Genomic DNA, 15,839 nt, shown 5'->3' on the forward strand with positions numbered 1-15,839 from the left:
GTAGCGGCCGTCACCGCCGGGAACACCTCCACCTACGATCGTGTTGAGCCTGGAGCACAGGTCACTACGAGCGGAGGGTTGACGGGTGGCTGCCGAGGAAATCAGGAACCTGATCGTCGTCGGGTCGGGTCCTGCCGGTTACACCGCAGCGGTCTACGCGGCGCGCGCACAGCTCGAACCGCTGGTGTTCGAGGGCACGCAGTTCGGCGGCGCGCTGATGACCACCACCGAGGTCGAGAACTTCCCGGGCTTCCGCGACGGGATCCAGGGTCCGGACCTGATGGAAGAGATGCGCAAGCAGGCCGAACGGTTCGGCGCCGAGCTGCGCGCGGAGGACGTCGAATCGCTTGAGCTGACCGGCGACGTGAAGTACGTCGTCGCGAACGGCAAGCGCTACGCCGCGCGCGCCGTCGTGCTGGCCATGGGCGCCGCCGCGCGGTACCTGAAGGTGCCGGGCGAGCAGGAGCTGCTTGGCCGCGGCGTGTCCGCCTGTGCGACCTGCGACGGTTTCTTCTTCCGCGACCACGACATCGCGGTGGCAGGCGGCGGCGACTCGGCGATGGAGGAGGCGACCTTCCTGACGAAGTTCGCCAAGTCGGTGACGATCGTGCACCGCCGGGACGAGTTCCGGGCGTCGAAGATCATGCTCGAGCGCGCTCGCGCGAACGAGAAGATCAAGTGGCAGCTGAACTCGCAGATCACCGGCGTCGAGGGCGACGGGACGGTGTCCGGCCTGAAGGTGCGCGACACGAAGTCCGGTGAGGAGAAGACGCTCGACGTGACCGGGTTCTTCGTCGCGATCGGCCACGACCCGCGCAGCGAACTGGTGCGCGGCCAGGTGGACGTGGACGAGGACGGCTACGTCATCACCAAGGGCCGCACGTCCTACACGAACGTGCCCGGCGTGTTCGCCGCCGGCGACTTGGTGGACCGCACCTACCGCCAGGCGATCACTGCGGCCGGCTCCGGCTGCAGCGCGGCGATCGACGCGGAACGATGGCTCGCGGAGCACGGCGAAGCCGACGCGCACGAGGCACCGGAACTGGTCGGCGGCGGCTACGGCGCCGGCGAGCACTGACTTTTTCCACCGAGTTGAAGGAGCAAGCGATGTCCGAACCCGTGAAGGTGACCGACAAGTCGTTCGTGGACGACGTCCTCACCAGCGAGAAGCCCGTTCTCGTCGATTTCTGGGCGACCTGGTGCGGTCCGTGCAAGATGGTCGCCCCGGTGCTCGAGGAGATCGCGAAGGAAAACGGCGACAAGATCACCGTCGCGAAGCTCGACATCGACGAGAATCCGAACACGGCGCGTGACTACCAGGTGATGTCGATCCCGACGCTGATCCTGTTCCAGGGCGGCAAGCCGGTGAAGCAGATCGTGGGCGCGAAGCCGAAGGCCGCGCTGCTTTCCGATCTCGCCGACGTGCTCTGAGCGGTCCACCTGCTGAGAACCCGGGCCAGCGGCAATCGACTCGCCGGTCCGGGTTCTCGCACGTTCGGGAACCACCCACACGGGGGTGGGGGCGCAGGTGCACTCGGCGTGTCCGTCACGGGCCCCGGCCCCTCTCCGGTGGCGCACCGACCGGGCCTGCGTACTCACCGAGAGTTCACAGGGCACAATAGGTGCCTGGGTACACCCCTACCCGGGTTTCTGTTTCGCATCGAGCCGGTTTCGGTGCCTGAGGAAGAGCGAGGAGTGCATGCGGGTACTCCGCCGCGGTGACGCCGGTCCCGACGTCGCCGAGATCAGGTCGATCCTTGCCGGGATGGATCTGCTCCCGCCGGTGGCGGGGACCGAGCGGTACAACACGTTCGACGTCGCGGTGGAGCAGGCCGTGCGCGCGTTCCAGCAGCGCCGCGGGCTCATCACCGACGGCGTAGTGGGCCCTGCGACGTACCAGGCGCTCAAGGGCGCCAGCTATCACCTCGGGAGCCGCCCGCTCCAGTACCTTTTGTCGTCGCCGGTGCACGGCGACGACGTTTTCACTCTTCAGGAGCGGCTCACCGAGCTTGGCTTCGACGCGGGTCGCCCGGACGGGTACTTCGGCCCGCAGACCGAACGCGCGCTGCGCACGTTCCAGCGCGACATGCGCCTGACGTCCGACGGCATCTGCGGCCCGGCCACCATCCGCGAGCTGCACCGCCTGTCGTCGCCCCGCGCCCGCGGCGGCCGCCCGGTCTTCCTGCGCGAGCAGGAGCAGGTGCGCCAAGCAGGCCCGCGCCTGCGCGGCAAGCGCATCGTCATCGACCCGGGCCACGGCGGCGAGGACCTCGGCGTCGTCGCGGGCGGCCTGCGCGAAGCCGACATCGCCTGGGACCTGGCCCGCCGCCTCGAAGGCCGCATGCAGGCCACCGGCATGGAAGCCCTGATCAGCCGGGGCCCGAACCACAGCCCGACGGATTTCGAACGCGCCCGTTTCGCCAACGACGCCGGCGCGGACCTGTTCCTGTCGCTGCACAGCGACGGCAACCCGTCGCCGCGCGCCCAGGGCGTGGCGAGCTTCCACTTCGGCACGGGCAACGGAACGACGTCGACCGTCGGCGAACTGCTGGCCGGCTTCATCCAGCGGGAAGTCGCCGCACGCACCGGCCTGCTGGACTGCCGCACGCACTACAAGACGTGGGAGATCTTCACCCGCACCCGCTGCCCCGCGGTCCGCGTGGAAATCGGCTACCTGACCAACCCGGACGACGCCGCCCGCCTAGGAGACCCAGCCTTCCGCGACGTCGTGGCCGAGGGCATCCTCATCGCGGTCAAGCGCCTGTACCTCCTGGGCGAAGGCGACCAGCCCACCGGCACCTTCACCTTCGCCGACGTCCTGGCCCACGAACTGGCCAAGGCCGAATAGCCTTTCCCGCTCCGGAGCGCGGCGTCAGCCCGCCTGATTCGCCCTGGACCGGACTTCCCCGCCGGATTCCGCCCAGGGCCCGCTCGACCCCCTTGCCACGCCCCCTGAGCCCCCCTCGCCCGCTAGGCATCCCCATTCGCGCCGGACCTCACCAGATCCGTCGCGTCGGGATCCCTCCTGCCCCCGCCCCGTCTCCGTCTCGCGGAAGCACCAATCACCGCCCGCGGATCCGCGCCACCCCAGCCAACCACTACCCACAGTCACACCCGACCGCTTCGCCCCCTACCCGAGAACCCCGCACCCTCCAACCGCAGCCCCCAAGCACCACCCCACACCCCACTCCCTAAACAACCGGAGCCCAGCCACCGCTTAACCGGCGCCACAAGACCTTGCGCCCCACGGTTCCAGCACCCACCACACCTGGGGGCAGCCCCCACCCTCCACGGGGGGCGTCCCCAGATCCATTCTATCCATCCACAGCTTTTCCACGGCCTCTATCTGCAATCTGTGGATAACTCGGGGGTTCTTCCACAGTTGTGCACAGGTACCGGGAGTGGGTGTTTTTCGGGCTGGCGAGAGGTGGTATGGGGCGGGTTGGGAGTGGCCGCGGTGGAGGGGAGTCGGCGGTTGGTGGTGCGAGGCTGACCTCGGGTGATGCGGTTCGGGAGGGTGTTTAAAGGAGTGCAGAAGGCGGCGCTTGGCGGGTGTGGTGAAGCGCTTGCCAGAGCGGGGCCGGGGGTGCGGTGGGTACGGAGAGTGACCAGCAGGGCTGTGGTGGGGAGCGCGTTCATGGTGGGTGTTCGCGCGGTCATTCAGGCTGACCCCAGCCGTGCGGAGGGGTCAGGCTCGGCCGAGGCTGGGTTCGGCGGTCGTGATCGTCACCTGGCCCAGCAGGCGCTCCAGGGCCGCTTCGACGTCTTCCTTCCACGTGATCGCCGAGCGCAGTTCCAGGCGCAGCCTGGGGTACTTCGGATGCGGGCGCACCGTCTTGAAGCCCACGCTCTGCAGGAAGGCTGCGGGCAGCACGCACGAGTGCTGGCCCAGCGGGTCCTCGTCGTCGGGAGTGGCGTCGCCGAATGACTCGATGGCGCGGACGCCGCGTTTGGTCAGGTCTTTCGCCACGGCCTGGACGAGCATCCGGCCGAGGCCGCCGCCGCGGAATTCGGGCAGGACCTGGAACGCGGTGAGCAGGACGGCGTCGGCGCTGGGCGGCGACGTCGGGAAGGCGAGCGAGCGGGGCACCGCGTTCGGCGGGGCGTACAGCACGAAACCGACCGGCAGCGTGTCGCTGTAGACGATGCGGCCGCACGAACCCCATTCCAGCAGCACGCTGGACACCCAGGCTTCTTTCTCGACCTCGGTGGAGCCGTATTCCTCGGCCTGCGCCTTCAGATGCGGAGCCAGCTCCCAGTACACGCACTGACGGCAGCTCTTGGGCAGGTGCTCAAGGTTGTCCAGGGTGACGCCCACCACGCGACGTGACACCTGAAACCTCCCTGGACCCCGCAACTCCGGCCTCGACGCCCGCGAAAAGCGCAGGCGGCACCGGAAGAACCTCCCCGAGGATAGGCCGATGTGACAAGCGCCGGAAGAGCGGGGAGCCGGAAGAGGCCGCGGTTACACTCGATGGATCTACCAGCAGGTACCACCGAGCCCTCAGGTGTCCGATGACCGAGAACCGCCCCGCCAAGCCGCAGACCGGCCGCCACAATCTCGACCCGCATCTCGACCGGTACGCGGCACGTACCGCGGGGATGACCGCATCCGAGATCCGCGCGCTTTTCGCAGTGGCAAGCCGGCCGGAGGTCGTCTCGCTCGCCGGTGGCATGCCGAACCTCGCCGCGCTGCCGCTCGACACGCTTTCGGCTCAGGTCGGCGAGATCATCGCCGAGGAGGGGCTCGTCGCCCTGCAGTACGGATCCGCGCACGGGATTCCCGCGCTGCGTGACCAGATCTGCGAAATCATGGCTCTCGAGGGGATCAAGGCGCACCCCGACGACGTCGTGGTCACCGTCGGTTCCCAGATGGGCCTCGACATGGTGACCCGGCTCTTCTGCGACCCCGGCGACGTCGTGATCGCCGAAGGCCCGTCGTACGTCGGTGCGCTCGGGTCGTTCTCCGCGTACCAGGCGAATGTCGTGCACGTCGCGATGGACGAGCACGGCCTCGTGCCCGAAGGGTTGCGGGAAGCCTTGCACCAGGCCGAAAAAGCCGGTCAGCGGGTCAAATTCCTTTACACGATCCCGAATTTCCACAACCCGGCCGGCGTGACGCTGTCGGTCGAGCGGCGTCCGGAGATCGTCGAGATCTGCCGCGAGCACGGCGTGCTGATCATCGAGGACAACCCGTACGGCCTGCTCGGTTTCGACGGCCAGACCTATCCGGCGCTGCGCTCGCTCGACCCGGACAACGTCGTGTACCTCGGCTCGTTCTCTAAGACGTTCGCCTCCGGGCTGCGCGTCGGCTGGGTGCTCGCGCCGCACGCGGTGCGCGAAAAGCTCGTGCTGGCAGCGGAATCCGCGACGCTGTGCCCGCCGACCTTCAACCAGATGATCGTCTCGCGTTACCTCGCGACGCACGATTGGAAGGGCCAGGTCAAGAAGTTCCGGGAGAACTACCGCGAACGCCGCGACGCGATGTTGTCGGCGCTGCAACAGTATTTGCCGCCCGGCTGCTCCTGGACCAACCCCGACGGCGGCTTCTACGTGTGGGTCACCGTGCCGGAAGGTGTTGACACCAAAGCGATGCTGCCGCGTGCGGTCACCGCTCGGGTGGCGTACGCGTCCGGCACCGGTTTCTACGCCGACGGTTTCGGCTCACGCCAGATGCGGTTGTCGTACTGCTATCCGACGCCGGAACGCATCCGTGAGGGCGTGCGGCGGCTCGCCGCGGTGCTCGAGTCCGAAATGGACCTCAGCCGCACCTTCGGTAGCGTGAAGGCGCGCACCATCCCGGGGCCCGAGACCCCGTCTCCGGACACGGTCTGAGCCGCCCCGCACAACTAAGGAGTTCCCACGGTGGTCGACCGTACCGTTGCCGTGCTCGCCGGCGGGCTTTCCCACGAACGCGACGTTTCGCTCCGCTCCGGGCGCAGGCTGTCGGCCGCGTTGCGGTCCGAGGGCCTCACGGTGGAGGAGTGGGACACCGACGCCGGGCTGCTGGAACGGCTGCGCACGCAGCGTCCGGACGCGGTGGTCGTCGCCCTGCACGGCGGTGAGGGTGAGAACGGCTCGGTGCAGACCGTGCTGGAAATGCTCGACGTCCCGTTCGTCGGCACCCACTCGCAGGGCTGCCGTCGCGCCTGGGACAAGCCGACCGCGAAGGCGTTCGTGCAGCAGGCCGGATTCTCCACGCCGGACTGGATTGTGTTGCCGCACAGCACTTTCCGTGAGCTGGGCGCACAGTCGGTGCTCGACGCGATGGTCGAGCGGCTCGGGCTGCCGCTGATCCTCAAGCCGGACCAGGGCGGGTCCGCGCTCGGCACCCAGGTGGTCCGGGAAGCGGCGGAATTGCCCGCGGCGATGGTCGGCTGCTTCGCCTACGGCGACACCGTGCTCGCAGAGCGGTTCGTAGACGGCGTTGAAGTGGCCGTCACGGTCATCGAAGGGGAGAACGGGGCCGAGGCCCTGCCCGCGGTGGAGATCGTCCCGGAGAGCGGCGTCTACGACTACACGGCGCGCTACACCGCCGGTCTCACCGACTTCTTCACCCCGGCCCGGATTTCCGACGAAGCCGCGAAGGCGGTCAGCGAACTCGCCGTCGGCGCGCACCGGTGGCTCGGGCTGCGCGACATCTCGCGCACCGACGCGGTGATCACGTCGGACGGGGGAGTCCACTTCCTTGAGGTGAACCTCTCGCCCGGTCTCACCGAGACCTCGACGGTGCCGATGGCCGTCGAGGCCGCTGGCACCACCCTCGGTTCAGTTTTCGCGGATCTCGTCGCGCGCGCGGTCGCCCGCGCCAACTAAGACCAGGCGGACGGGGCGGGCGGCGGACTGCCGCCCTTCCCCGCGCCGGTCGATTCCGGCGGCCACTCCGGGTGACCATCGCCGCCTCGATCCGCAATCATCACCGTGACGAAACGCCCCTGGGTGATCCCTAATCGGTTTCGTCGGTCTGATTCGCCGATTTTTCCCCCGAGTTCGCGTCGATGATCCCGACGATCCGCTCAAGATCGTCCACCGAGCCGAACTCCAGAACGATGCGTCCCTTGCGCCGGCCGAGGTCGACCTTCACCCGGGTATCGAACCGATCGGACAGCCGGTTCGCGAGTTCCTGCAACCCGGGTGCCTGGATCGGCTTGCGGGGAGCGGACTTCGGCTTGGCTGGCTTTTCGTTCTTCTTCAGCGTGACGGCTTCTTCGGTGGCGCGCACCGACATGCCCTCGGCGACGATCCGTGCCGCCAGCTCTTCCTGGCTATCCGGATCCTCCAGCGACAGCAGCGCCCGCGCGTGCCCGGCCGACAGGACCCCGGCGGCCACCCGGCGCTGTACGGGGAGGGGAGTTTGAGCAGCCGGATGGTGTTCGTGATGACCGGACGGCTGCGGCCGATGCGCCCGGCCAGCTCCTCGTGCGTCACCGCGAACTCGTCGAGCAGCTGCTGATAGGCCGCCGCCTCTTCGAGCGGGTTCAGCTGCACGCGGTGGATGTTCTCCAGCAGCGCGTCCCGCAGCATCGACTCGTCGGCGGTCTGCCGCACGATCGCGGGGATCGCCTCGAGTTCCGCCTGCTGCGACGCCCGCAGCCGGCGCTCGCCCATGACGAGTTCGTATTCGTCGTCCCCGAGTTCGCGGACGACGATCGGCTGCATGAGCCCGAACTCGCGGATCGAATGCTCGAGTTCGGCGAGCGCTTCCTCGTCGAAAACCTGGCGAGGCTGCTTCGGGTTCGGCTTGACCGAGCTGACCGGGATCTCGCGGTACACCGCGCCGGCGACCTCGCCGCCCGCGACCGGCTGGCCCGCCGCACCGTTCGCGGCGAACCAGCCCTTGTCCTCGCGAGCCTTTTCCGCGGGCGCGCTGACGTCGCTCGCGGCCGCGGGAGGCGCTGCCGGGCCGGTCGGGATGAGGGCCGCGAGCCCTCGGCCGAGCCCTCCTCTGCGCTCAGTCATGTGGTGCTGCTCCTCTCCTTCACGCCCCGCTCGGCGATCTCCTTCGCCGCGTCGAGATAGCTCATGGCACCACGTGAACCGGGGTCGTAGGCGAGGACGGTCTGGCCGTAGCCGGGTGCCTCGGACACCTTCACGCTGCGCGGGATGACCGTCTTCAGCACCGTGTCGCCGAAGTGGTTCCGGACCTCGTTGGTCACCTGGTCGGCCAGCTTGGTGCGGCCGTCGTACATGGTGAGCAGAATCGTCGACACGCTGAGTTCGCGGTTGAGGTGCTGCTGCACGAGTTCGATGTTGCTGAGGAGCTGCCCGAGACCCTCGAGTGCGTAGTACTCGCACTGGATCGGGATGAGCACTTCCTGCGCCGCGACCATCGCGTTGACGGTGAGGAGACCGAGCGACGGCGGGCAGTCGATGAAGACGTAGTCGACACCGATCTCGTCGAGCGCCCCGGACGACAGCGCCTCCTTGAGCCGCGTCTCGCGGTTCGCCATGGAGACGAGTTCGATCTCGGCACCGGCGAGGTCGATCGTCGCGGGCACGCAGAAGAGGTTGGGGGACTGCTCGCTCTGCTGCGCGGCCTCGGCGATCGACACCTCGCCGATGAGCACCTCGTAGATGGACGGCGTCCCGGAGCGGTGGTCGATGTCGAGCGCGGTGCTGGCGTTGCCCTGCGGGTCGAGGTCGATCACGAGCGTCTTCAGCCCGTGCACGGCGAGCGCCGCGGCCAGGTTGACGGTGCTCGTCGTCTTGCCGACCCCGCCCTTCTGGTTGGCGACGGTGAGCACCCGGCGGCGAGCCGGTCGGGGAAGTTCCCCTTCCTTGGGGTGGAGCACGCTCGCGGCGCGAACGGCTTCTTCAGCGATCGGCGTCCAGCCCATCTCCTGGCTGGCCTCCGCGGAGTCGGACGGCGGGGGATTCACCGGTCTCGACACCTCCTCCTGGTAGACGATTCGGGGGCGTTCACACCGCGATGTTTCACGTGGAACGGCGCGGCTGTGGTCGTTCGCTAGCTCCGTCTGCCGCGTGGCCGGGTCGGCTTCGGCGGCAGGCGACGGATCAGGATCACCGTGCTGGGGACTTCGAGTACTGCCTTCCCGCATTCCGCGATCTGCGGTTCGGCACCGCCGGCCTTGCGCACCGCGTCGCGGTCACGGGAAATCTCTTCGGCGGCGCTGGCGCCTTTGAGGGCAACCAGTCGACCTTCGGGACGAACCAGGGGAAGGCACCAGCCCGCGAGCCGAGCGAGGGGAGCGACCGCGCGGGCGGTGACGACGTCTGCGCCACTCAGCTGCTCGCGTACGGACCGCTCCTCGGCGCGTCCACGGACGATGGTGATCGGGAGTTCCAGCTTCTCGGCGACCTCGGCCAACCAGTCAACCCGGCGAGCCATGGGTTCCAAGAGCACGATATCGAGGTCCGGTCGAGCGATCGCCAGCGGTACACCCGGAAGCCCGGCACCCGACCCGACGTCGACCACGCGCGCCCCAGACGGGATCTGCTCGCCGATCACCGCGGAGTTCAGCACGTGCCGCTCCCACAGCCGGTCGACCTCGCGCGGCCCGATCAACCCCCGCTCGACCCCGTGAGTCGCCAGCAGCTCCACGTACCCGGCGGCTTGCTCGACGCGCTCCCCGAACACCTCCACCGCCGCGGTCCGGACCGTCCCGGTGGCGCCGTCCAAGCTCACTACTCCCACTCCTCGCTCCGCCCGTTTCACGTGAAACGGGCTCGATTGATTGTCCCTGATGCCGACGCCAAATCGAGCCGACAGACCGCAACTGTGGACAACTCCACTCGAGTCGTCGAGCGATCCACAGGTCGTTTCACGTGAAACGCGATCCGGGAGGGTGAGACAGCGGCGGGTTTCACGTGAAACGCCACGCTTGTAATTCGCTCCGGCCCGATAAGGGAGGTCGTCGAAGACGCGCTCACCGTACGACGCGTCCATAGCGATGCAGACAGCGGAGGAGACAACAACCGTGGATGGGCAAAGTCATCTCGGGGGACGATGTCGCTCGACGGCTACATCGCCGGGCCGAGCGAGACCGGCTTCGGTCAACTCTTCCAGTGGTATGGCGACGTGGAGGTGCCGTCCGCCTGCCCGCGAGTGCTGACGATCCGAACCTCAGCACAGAGCGCCGCGTTGCTCAAGGCGGAGTGGGGGAGCATCGGCGCATTGGTCAAGGATGTGGTCGTCAATGGCGGACAGATAGCACGGCAGTGTCTCGAGGAGAGTCTGCTCGACGAGGTCGCCCTCGAACTGGGGCCGGTTGTGCTCGGCGGCGGAAAGACTCTGTTCGGGGAAGTCGCACCGGCGCGCTTCGAAGCGACCGATCGCGGTCGTCGAGGGAGGCGGAGTGGTGCACCGGCGGTACCGAGTCGTCCGGCAGGCATAAAAGAAGCGGCCCACCGGAATCACTCCGGTGGGCCGCTTCAGCTCAGTGCTCAACGCGGCTCTACGCGTCCGAGGCTCAGTCCTCGGGGAAGATCACCACGCGGCGCTTCGGGTCTTCGCCCTCGCTCTCGCTCGTGACGCCCTTGACCGTCGCGACCGCGTCGTGGACGACCTTGCGCTCGAACGGGCTCATCGGCTGCAGGCGGACCCGCTCGCCGCTCGACAGCACCGACTCCGCGGTGGACCGGCCGAGTTCGCGGAGTTCCTCCCGGCGGTCCGCGCGCCAGCCGGCGATGTCCAGCATCAGCCGGCTGCGCGAGCCGGTCTCCTGTTGAACCGCGAGCCGGGTCAGCTCCTGCAGCGCTTCGAGCACCGTGCCGCGGGGGCCGACCAGCTTCTCCAAGTCGTCGCCGCCGTCGATGCTGACGATCGCGCGGCCCGCTTCGACGTCCAGATCGATGTCGCCGTCGTAGTCGAGCAGGTCCAGCAGACGCTCGAGGTAGTCGCCGGCGATGTCGCCCTCTTGCACGAGAGCGTCGTCACCGCCCGCCTTCGGCTCGGCCGGTGCGCTCGTCTCTTCCTGATCGGCGTCGATCGTGTCGACCGTCTCCGACATCTTCAGTCTCCTCTCCGAACCCGAAGCGTCAGCGACGCTTCCGGCCCGACTTCCTGTTCGAGTCCTTGAGGAGTCCGGGCACCCCGGTGCCGTTCTCCTTCGATCCGTTCTGGTTCGACGTCTGCTCGGGCGCACTCTCCGCCGGTTCGGCCGCCTTCTTCTCCGAGGACTTCTCCGAGGAAGTGACGCCGCCGGACTTGCCGTCAGAGGACGAGGTCTGCGCGAAGCCGTGCGCCGAACCCGCCTTGGTCACCTTGCCCTGCTGACCCCGCTGCTGGTTCTTCTTCTGCTGCACCGGCTTCTGCCCGACCTTCGGCGCGGTCGGCTTCTGGCCCGGCTTCGGGCCGAGCGACGCGCGCTTCTCGGCCGCCTCCGCCTTGCGGGCCGCCTCTTCCTTGTCGATCTTCGTGTAGACGAGGCGCTGCTGCATGAGCGTCCAGCCGTTGTTCGCCAGCCAGTAGAAGAGCAGGCCGAGCGGGAAGAAAGCACCGAACACGAGCACACCGAGCGGGAAGACGTACATGGTGAGCTTGTTCATGATCGCGGTCTGCGCGGTGCCCGCGGCCGACGCGTTCTGCCGGGAGACCGAGTGGCGCGCGGTGAGGTGCGTGGCGATCGAGGCGATGATCATGAGCGGCAGCGCGACCGGGAGGACCTCCCAGTGCCAGCCGCCGTTCGCGACGTTGCCAGCGACGGCGCCGACGCCGTTGTTGACCGCCTCGCCCATGTTGACGCCGAAGAGCTTCGCGCTGACGTAGGAGTGCACGTCCTGCGCGTTGAAGAAGTAGTTCTCGGTCTTGTCCCCGCCACCGGGCGGCGGCATGGTGAACGCGCGCAGCACGTGGTTCAGGCCGATGAAGACCGGGATCTGAAGGATCATCGGAAGGCAGCTGCCGAGCGGGTTGACGCCGTGCTCGCGCTGGAGCTTCTGCATCTCCTGCGCCTGGCGCTGCCGGTCGTTCGCGTACTTCTTCTGAATCTTCTTCATTTCCGGCGCGAAGTCTTGCATCTTCTTCATCGACCGGACCTGGTTCACGAACGGCTTGAACATGATGCCGCGGACGGTGAACGTCAGGAAGATAATGCCGAGGATCCACGAGATCGCGGTCGCTTCGCCGAAGACGAACCCGAAGACCTTGTGCCAACACCACAAGATGAAGGACACGGGGTAGTAGATGAAATCGAGCACTGAGCTACTCCTCGATCGGTGTTTCAGGCGTGCGGTGCCGCCACGAGAACTTCTCGGGCACCGGGTCACGGCCGGGCGGGGTCCACGGGCCGCAGCGAAGCAGCCGGCGCAGCGCGAGGTAGGAGCCCTTGGCCGCGCCGTGGCGGGTCAGGGCTTCGACTGCGTACGCGCTGCAGCTCGGGTAGAACCGGCAGGCCGGAGGAAGAAAGGGCGAAATCGCCTTGCGGTAGAACCGCACGGGGAGGAGCAGCACCCACGCGACCGGTCCCGGCCGGGGCGGCGACTCGTCCTCGGGTACTTCGGTGGTGCTGTGCTCGGAGGTGGCGTCCATGGCCGTTTACACCGCTGATCCGTGGTCGGGTGCCGAGTCCTGCTGACGCGGCTGCCGGGGAGCATCGCCCCCGGCCGGGCGGCCGGACGGCGCGAGGCCGAGCCGGCGCAGTGCGGCGTCGAGATCGGCGCCAAGCTCCGCGCTCGACGCGGAAGCCGCCGGAGGCAATGCCCGTACCACCAACGAAGTGCCCGCGGGCAGTGTTCCGAGACGCGCGGAAACGAGGTGCCGCAACCGCCGGGTCACCCGGTGGCGCACCACCGAGTTGCCGACGGCCTTGCTCACCACAAAACCCGCCCTGGCCGCGAACGAGGCGGCCACGGACGGGTCCGTGGTCAACGCATGGACGACGAGGCGGCGCCTGCCGGCTCGGGATCCCCGGCGGAGGACGACCCGGAAGTCCTCGCTCCGCCGCAGACGTGCGCCAGCGGGCAGCACGACGCGGCCTCGCGGAGCCGGATCAGGCGGACAGCTCGGCGCGGCCCTTGCGACGGCGTGCCGCGAGGATCGCGCGACCCGCACGGGTCCGCATGCGGAGGCGGAAACCGTGGGTCTTCGCGCGACGACGGTTGTTCGGCTGGAAGGTGCGCTTGCCCTTGCTCACTGCTTCTCCTGTGTCTCGGCCGTCGGGCGACGGCGGATTCCCCGGCGCCCGGCGTGTCGTGCGGGTCGCACGGAAGTTCGTGCTGTCTCCTACCACCGGGTGGCCTCGTCACGACGAGCGACGACATACGTAGGCACGCGAAACGCACCCGTCGCATACGGGAGACCTTACGAGGGTACGCACCCCGGTCGTGAACGCCGCAGGCGCCCCTCCGCCACCCTCGGCGACCGACCGGCGAGACTGCCTCCCGGCACCGCGCGGCACCGAATGGCAACACGCCGTACACCGTGAAATGCTTGCGCAGCACCACGCCTTGTGGCATCGAGCAGGGCTTGTTAGCGTGCCTCTCTCGGCCTCCGGCCAGGAACGATGCGGCCTCGCCGGCGCCGGGGGGTGTGGAGGCGCCCGGGGAGTACGCCGAGCCCGCAGGGGGCGTGGCTGCGGACGGCCGTACATTAGTGCACAGCTGTGGACAACTTTGTGGATATCGCTGTGCCGTCGCGCGGGTGAGTCCGGACCGCGTGCTCGAGGCGAGCTTTCCAGGACGTGCTCGGGGTGGTCCGAGGCGTGCGCGCCGACGAGGGAGGGGAGTCAGACCGGTGTCGGAGCACCAGCACAATCTGGGCGTCATCTGGGAGCAGGTGGTGCGGGAGCTGTCCGACGGCACCCTCTCCCCGCAGCAACGAGCCTGGATGCGGGTGACCCGGCCGATCGGCCTCCTCGACGGCACCGCGCTGCTCGCCGCGCCGAGCGACTTCGCGAAGGAAGCCATCGAACGCGCGCTGCGCACCTCGATCACCGAAGCGCTGTCCCGGCGGCTCGGCCGTCCGGTGTCGCTCGCGGTGAAGGTCGACAGCACGGAGCCGGTCGCGCCCGCCCCCCGCTATGCGGCGTCACCCGCCCGGGTGGAAAACGATGTCCCGCGCCCGGAGCCGGTGGCTCCCGCGGCCCCGCACACGGAGAACGGCCAGGCCGACCACGCGCGGCCGAAGCCGAAACCCAAGCCGATGCCGCCGCCGCGACGGCCCCAGGTCGAAGCGGCCGGTCTGCCTCCGGCGCGCGTCGACCCGCCGCCGCCCCCGCCGCAGCAGCAGCCGTTGCCACCGGTCCACCCCGGCTTGGACGACGTCGAGGACCCGGACGAAGAAGTCGACGAAGAGGGCGAAGCGTTGGCCACTGCCAATGAGATCTGGCCCCGGTTCGCCGGACAGCCGATCGCGGGGCAGCCGTACACCGCGCCCGCGCAGCCGCAGACGTCCAAGACGAAGCTGAACGAGAAGTACAACTTCGACACCTTCGTCATCGGCGCGTCCAACCGCTTCGCGCACGCAGCCGCGGTCGCCGTGGCCGAGGCCCCCGCCCGCGCGTACAACCCGCTGTTCATCTGGGGTGAGTCCGGGCTCGGCAAGACGCACCTGCTGCACGCGGTCGGGCACTACGCGCAACGGCTGTTCCCCGGCATGCGCGTGCGGTACGTCTCCACCGAAGAGTTCACGAACGACTTCATCAACTCGCTGCGCGACGACCGCAAGGTCGCCTTCCAGCGGCGCTACCGCGACGTCGACATCCTGCTGGTGGACGACATCCAGTTCCTGGAGGGCAAGGAAGGCACCCAGGAGGAGTTCTTCCACACCTTCAACACGCTGCACAACCAGAACAAGCAGATCGTGGTCAGCTCCGACCGGCCGCCCAAACGGCTGGAAACCCTGGAGGACCGGCTGCGGACGCGGTTCGAATGGGGCCTGATCACCGACATCCAGCCGCCTGAGCTGGAGACCCGGATCGCGATCCTCCGGAAGAAGGCGGCGCAGGACCGGCTCGCGGTGCCCGGCGACGTGCTGGAGTTCATCGCGTCGCGGGTCGAGGCGAACATCCGCGAACTGGAGGGCGCGCTGATCCGCGTCACCGCGTTCGCGTCGCTCAACCAGCAGCCGGTGGAAGTCGGGCTCGCCGAGATCGTGCTGCGCGATTTGATCCCGGATTCGCACACGCCGGAGATCACCGCGCCGACCATCATGGGCGTCACGGCCGAGTTCTTCGACGTGACGCTCGACGAGCTGTGCGGCCCCGGCAAGACGAAGGCGCTCGCCACGGCCCGCCAGATCGCCATGTACCTCTGCCGCGAGCTGACCGAGATGTCGCTGCCGAAGATCGGGCAGACGTTCGGCGGCCGCGACCACACGACCGTCATGCACGCGGACAAGAAGATCCGCAAGGAGATGGCCGAGCGCCGGCGGATTTACGACCAGGTGCAAGAGCTGACCTCGCGAATCAAGCAGCGCGCGCGTCAGTAGCCGACTGCTGCTTTTGGACACTCGCTTGTAGACAGTCCAGTTTCGACGCTTAAGGGCACCACGGACTCCCGTGGTGCCCTTTTGTTGCCCTGACTGGCTTCTCGCGCGTACGCAGCTGAAGCGTGCGTACGGATCACCGTGCAGGCGAAGCATGCGTACGCATCCACAGACGTCCACAGCCTGTGTACAGAGAATTTCTCAAACTCATTGATACACAAGGGGTTTTCCCCAGGGTGTGGGCAGTTTGCCCACAGTGCCAACAGATCTCAGAGCTGCGGCGACCCCGATTTGATCCACATCCCGCCCACACCGAATCCACAGGTTGTCCCCAGGGTTGTCCACGCGGATTCCCCAGGTTGCCCACAGGTCATCCACAGCTGTGGTTCGTCACTCACCAGGGCGATCCCGGCCGCTTCGGCTGCCCCCAGAGCCTGGGTACAACTCGGCCCCA

14 protein-coding genes and 1 pseudogene are annotated in these 15,839 nt (G+C 68.3%); 6 read left to right on the top strand and 9 right to left on the bottom strand.

Features of this window, described 5'->3' with window-relative positions; translation table 11 throughout:
• Positions 1–85: 85 nt before the first annotated feature.
• The 3 genes from trxB to RPX00_RS13290 all read left to right on the top strand — a co-directional run bounded on the left by trxB (position 86) and on the right by RPX00_RS13290 (position 2,848).
• A complete protein-coding gene (gene trxB / locus RPX00_RS13280) occupies positions 86–1,078 on the top strand; it encodes a thioredoxin-disulfide reductase (protein ID WP_406639830.1) in 993 nt (330 codons plus the stop codon).
• A gap of 29 nt (positions 1,079–1,107) precedes the next feature.
• Positions 1,108–1,431, top strand: a complete 324-nt coding sequence (trxA, locus tag RPX00_RS13285; protein ID WP_009085330.1) for a thioredoxin — start codon at positions 1,108–1,110, stop codon at positions 1,429–1,431.
• Positions 1,432–1,699: 268 nt separating this feature from the next.
• Entirely contained in the window at positions 1,700–2,848 is a 1,149-nt protein-coding gene (locus RPX00_RS13290) for an N-acetylmuramoyl-L-alanine amidase (protein ID WP_037809125.1), read from the top strand.
• 840 nt (positions 2,849–3,688) lie between these two features.
• On the opposite strand, the gene RPX00_RS13295 is transcribed toward RPX00_RS13290, so the two are convergent.
• On the bottom strand, positions 3,689–4,333 hold the full coding sequence (locus RPX00_RS13295) for a GNAT family N-acetyltransferase (RefSeq protein ID WP_406639831.1): 645 nt from the start codon (positions 4,331–4,333) through the stop codon (positions 3,689–3,691).
• A 182-nt stretch (positions 4,334–4,515) separates the two neighbouring features.
• Between RPX00_RS13295 and RPX00_RS13300 the strand changes: the two genes are divergently transcribed.
• Entirely contained in the window at positions 4,516–5,835 is a 1,320-nt protein-coding gene (locus tag RPX00_RS13300) for a PLP-dependent aminotransferase family protein (RefSeq protein WP_406639832.1), read from the top strand.
• A gap of 30 nt (positions 5,836–5,865) precedes the next feature.
• Positions 5,866–6,816: a D-alanine--D-alanine ligase gene (locus tag RPX00_RS13305; RefSeq protein WP_406639834.1), complete on the top strand. Its 951-nt coding sequence runs from the start codon at positions 5,866–5,868 to the stop codon at positions 6,814–6,816.
• 130 nt (positions 6,817–6,946) lie between these two features.
• On the opposite strand, the pseudogene RPX00_RS13310 reads toward RPX00_RS13305, so the two are convergent.
• The 8 genes and pseudogenes from RPX00_RS13310 to rpmH form a co-directional block, all read right to left on the bottom strand.
• A pseudogene (locus RPX00_RS13310) lies at positions 6,947–7,959 on the bottom strand (ParB/RepB/Spo0J family partition protein).
• Positions 7,956–8,879: a ParA family protein gene (locus tag RPX00_RS13315; protein WP_406642898.1), complete on the bottom strand. Its 924-nt coding sequence runs from the start codon at positions 8,877–8,879 to the stop codon at positions 7,956–7,958. The pseudogene RPX00_RS13310 and the gene RPX00_RS13315 overlap by 4 nt, the downstream one beginning before the upstream one ends.
• Positions 8,880–8,965: 86 nt before the next feature.
• A complete protein-coding gene (gene rsmG, locus RPX00_RS13320; protein WP_406639835.1) occupies positions 8,966–9,646 on the bottom strand; it encodes a 16S rRNA (guanine(527)-N(7))-methyltransferase RsmG in 681 nt (226 codons plus the stop codon).
• Between the two features lie 784 nt (positions 9,647–10,430).
• Positions 10,431–10,970, bottom strand: a complete 540-nt coding sequence (locus RPX00_RS13325) for a R3H domain-containing nucleic acid-binding protein (protein ID WP_067578310.1) — start codon at positions 10,968–10,970, stop codon at positions 10,431–10,433.
• 28 nt (positions 10,971–10,998) lie between these two features.
• Entirely contained in the window at positions 10,999–12,159 is a 1,161-nt protein-coding gene (gene yidC / locus RPX00_RS13330; protein ID WP_406639836.1) for a membrane protein insertase YidC, read from the bottom strand.
• 4 nt (positions 12,160–12,163) lie between these two features.
• Positions 12,164–12,490 carry a membrane protein insertion efficiency factor YidD gene (gene yidD / locus RPX00_RS13335; protein ID WP_037809137.1) on the bottom strand — a complete coding sequence of 109 codons (327 nt, stop codon included), beginning with the start codon at positions 12,488–12,490 and terminating at the stop codon, positions 12,164–12,166.
• Positions 12,491–12,496: 6 nt separating this feature from the next.
• Positions 12,497–12,928 carry a ribonuclease P protein component gene (rnpA, locus tag RPX00_RS13340; RefSeq protein WP_406639837.1) on the bottom strand — a complete coding sequence of 144 codons (432 nt, stop codon included), beginning with the start codon at positions 12,926–12,928 and terminating at the stop codon, positions 12,497–12,499.
• A gap of 22 nt (positions 12,929–12,950) precedes the next feature.
• Complete coding sequence (gene rpmH / locus RPX00_RS13345; protein WP_037363527.1) at positions 12,951–13,094, bottom strand: 50S ribosomal protein L34; 144 nt, start codon at positions 13,092–13,094, stop codon at positions 12,951–12,953.
• 599 nt (positions 13,095–13,693) lie between these two features.
• On the opposite strand from rpmH, the gene dnaA reads away from it, so the two are divergent.
• Positions 13,694–15,388, top strand: coding sequence for a chromosomal replication initiator protein DnaA (gene dnaA, locus RPX00_RS13350; RefSeq protein ID WP_406639839.1), 1,695 nt, complete (start codon positions 13,694–13,696; stop codon positions 15,386–15,388).
• The last annotated feature ends 451 nt before the right edge of the window (positions 15,389–15,839 follow it).

The sequence above is a fragment of the Amycolatopsis sp. WGS_07 genome (assembly GCF_045278895.1).
In the GTDB taxonomy this organism is placed as follows: Bacteria; Actinomycetota; Actinomycetes; order Mycobacteriales; family Pseudonocardiaceae; genus Amycolatopsis.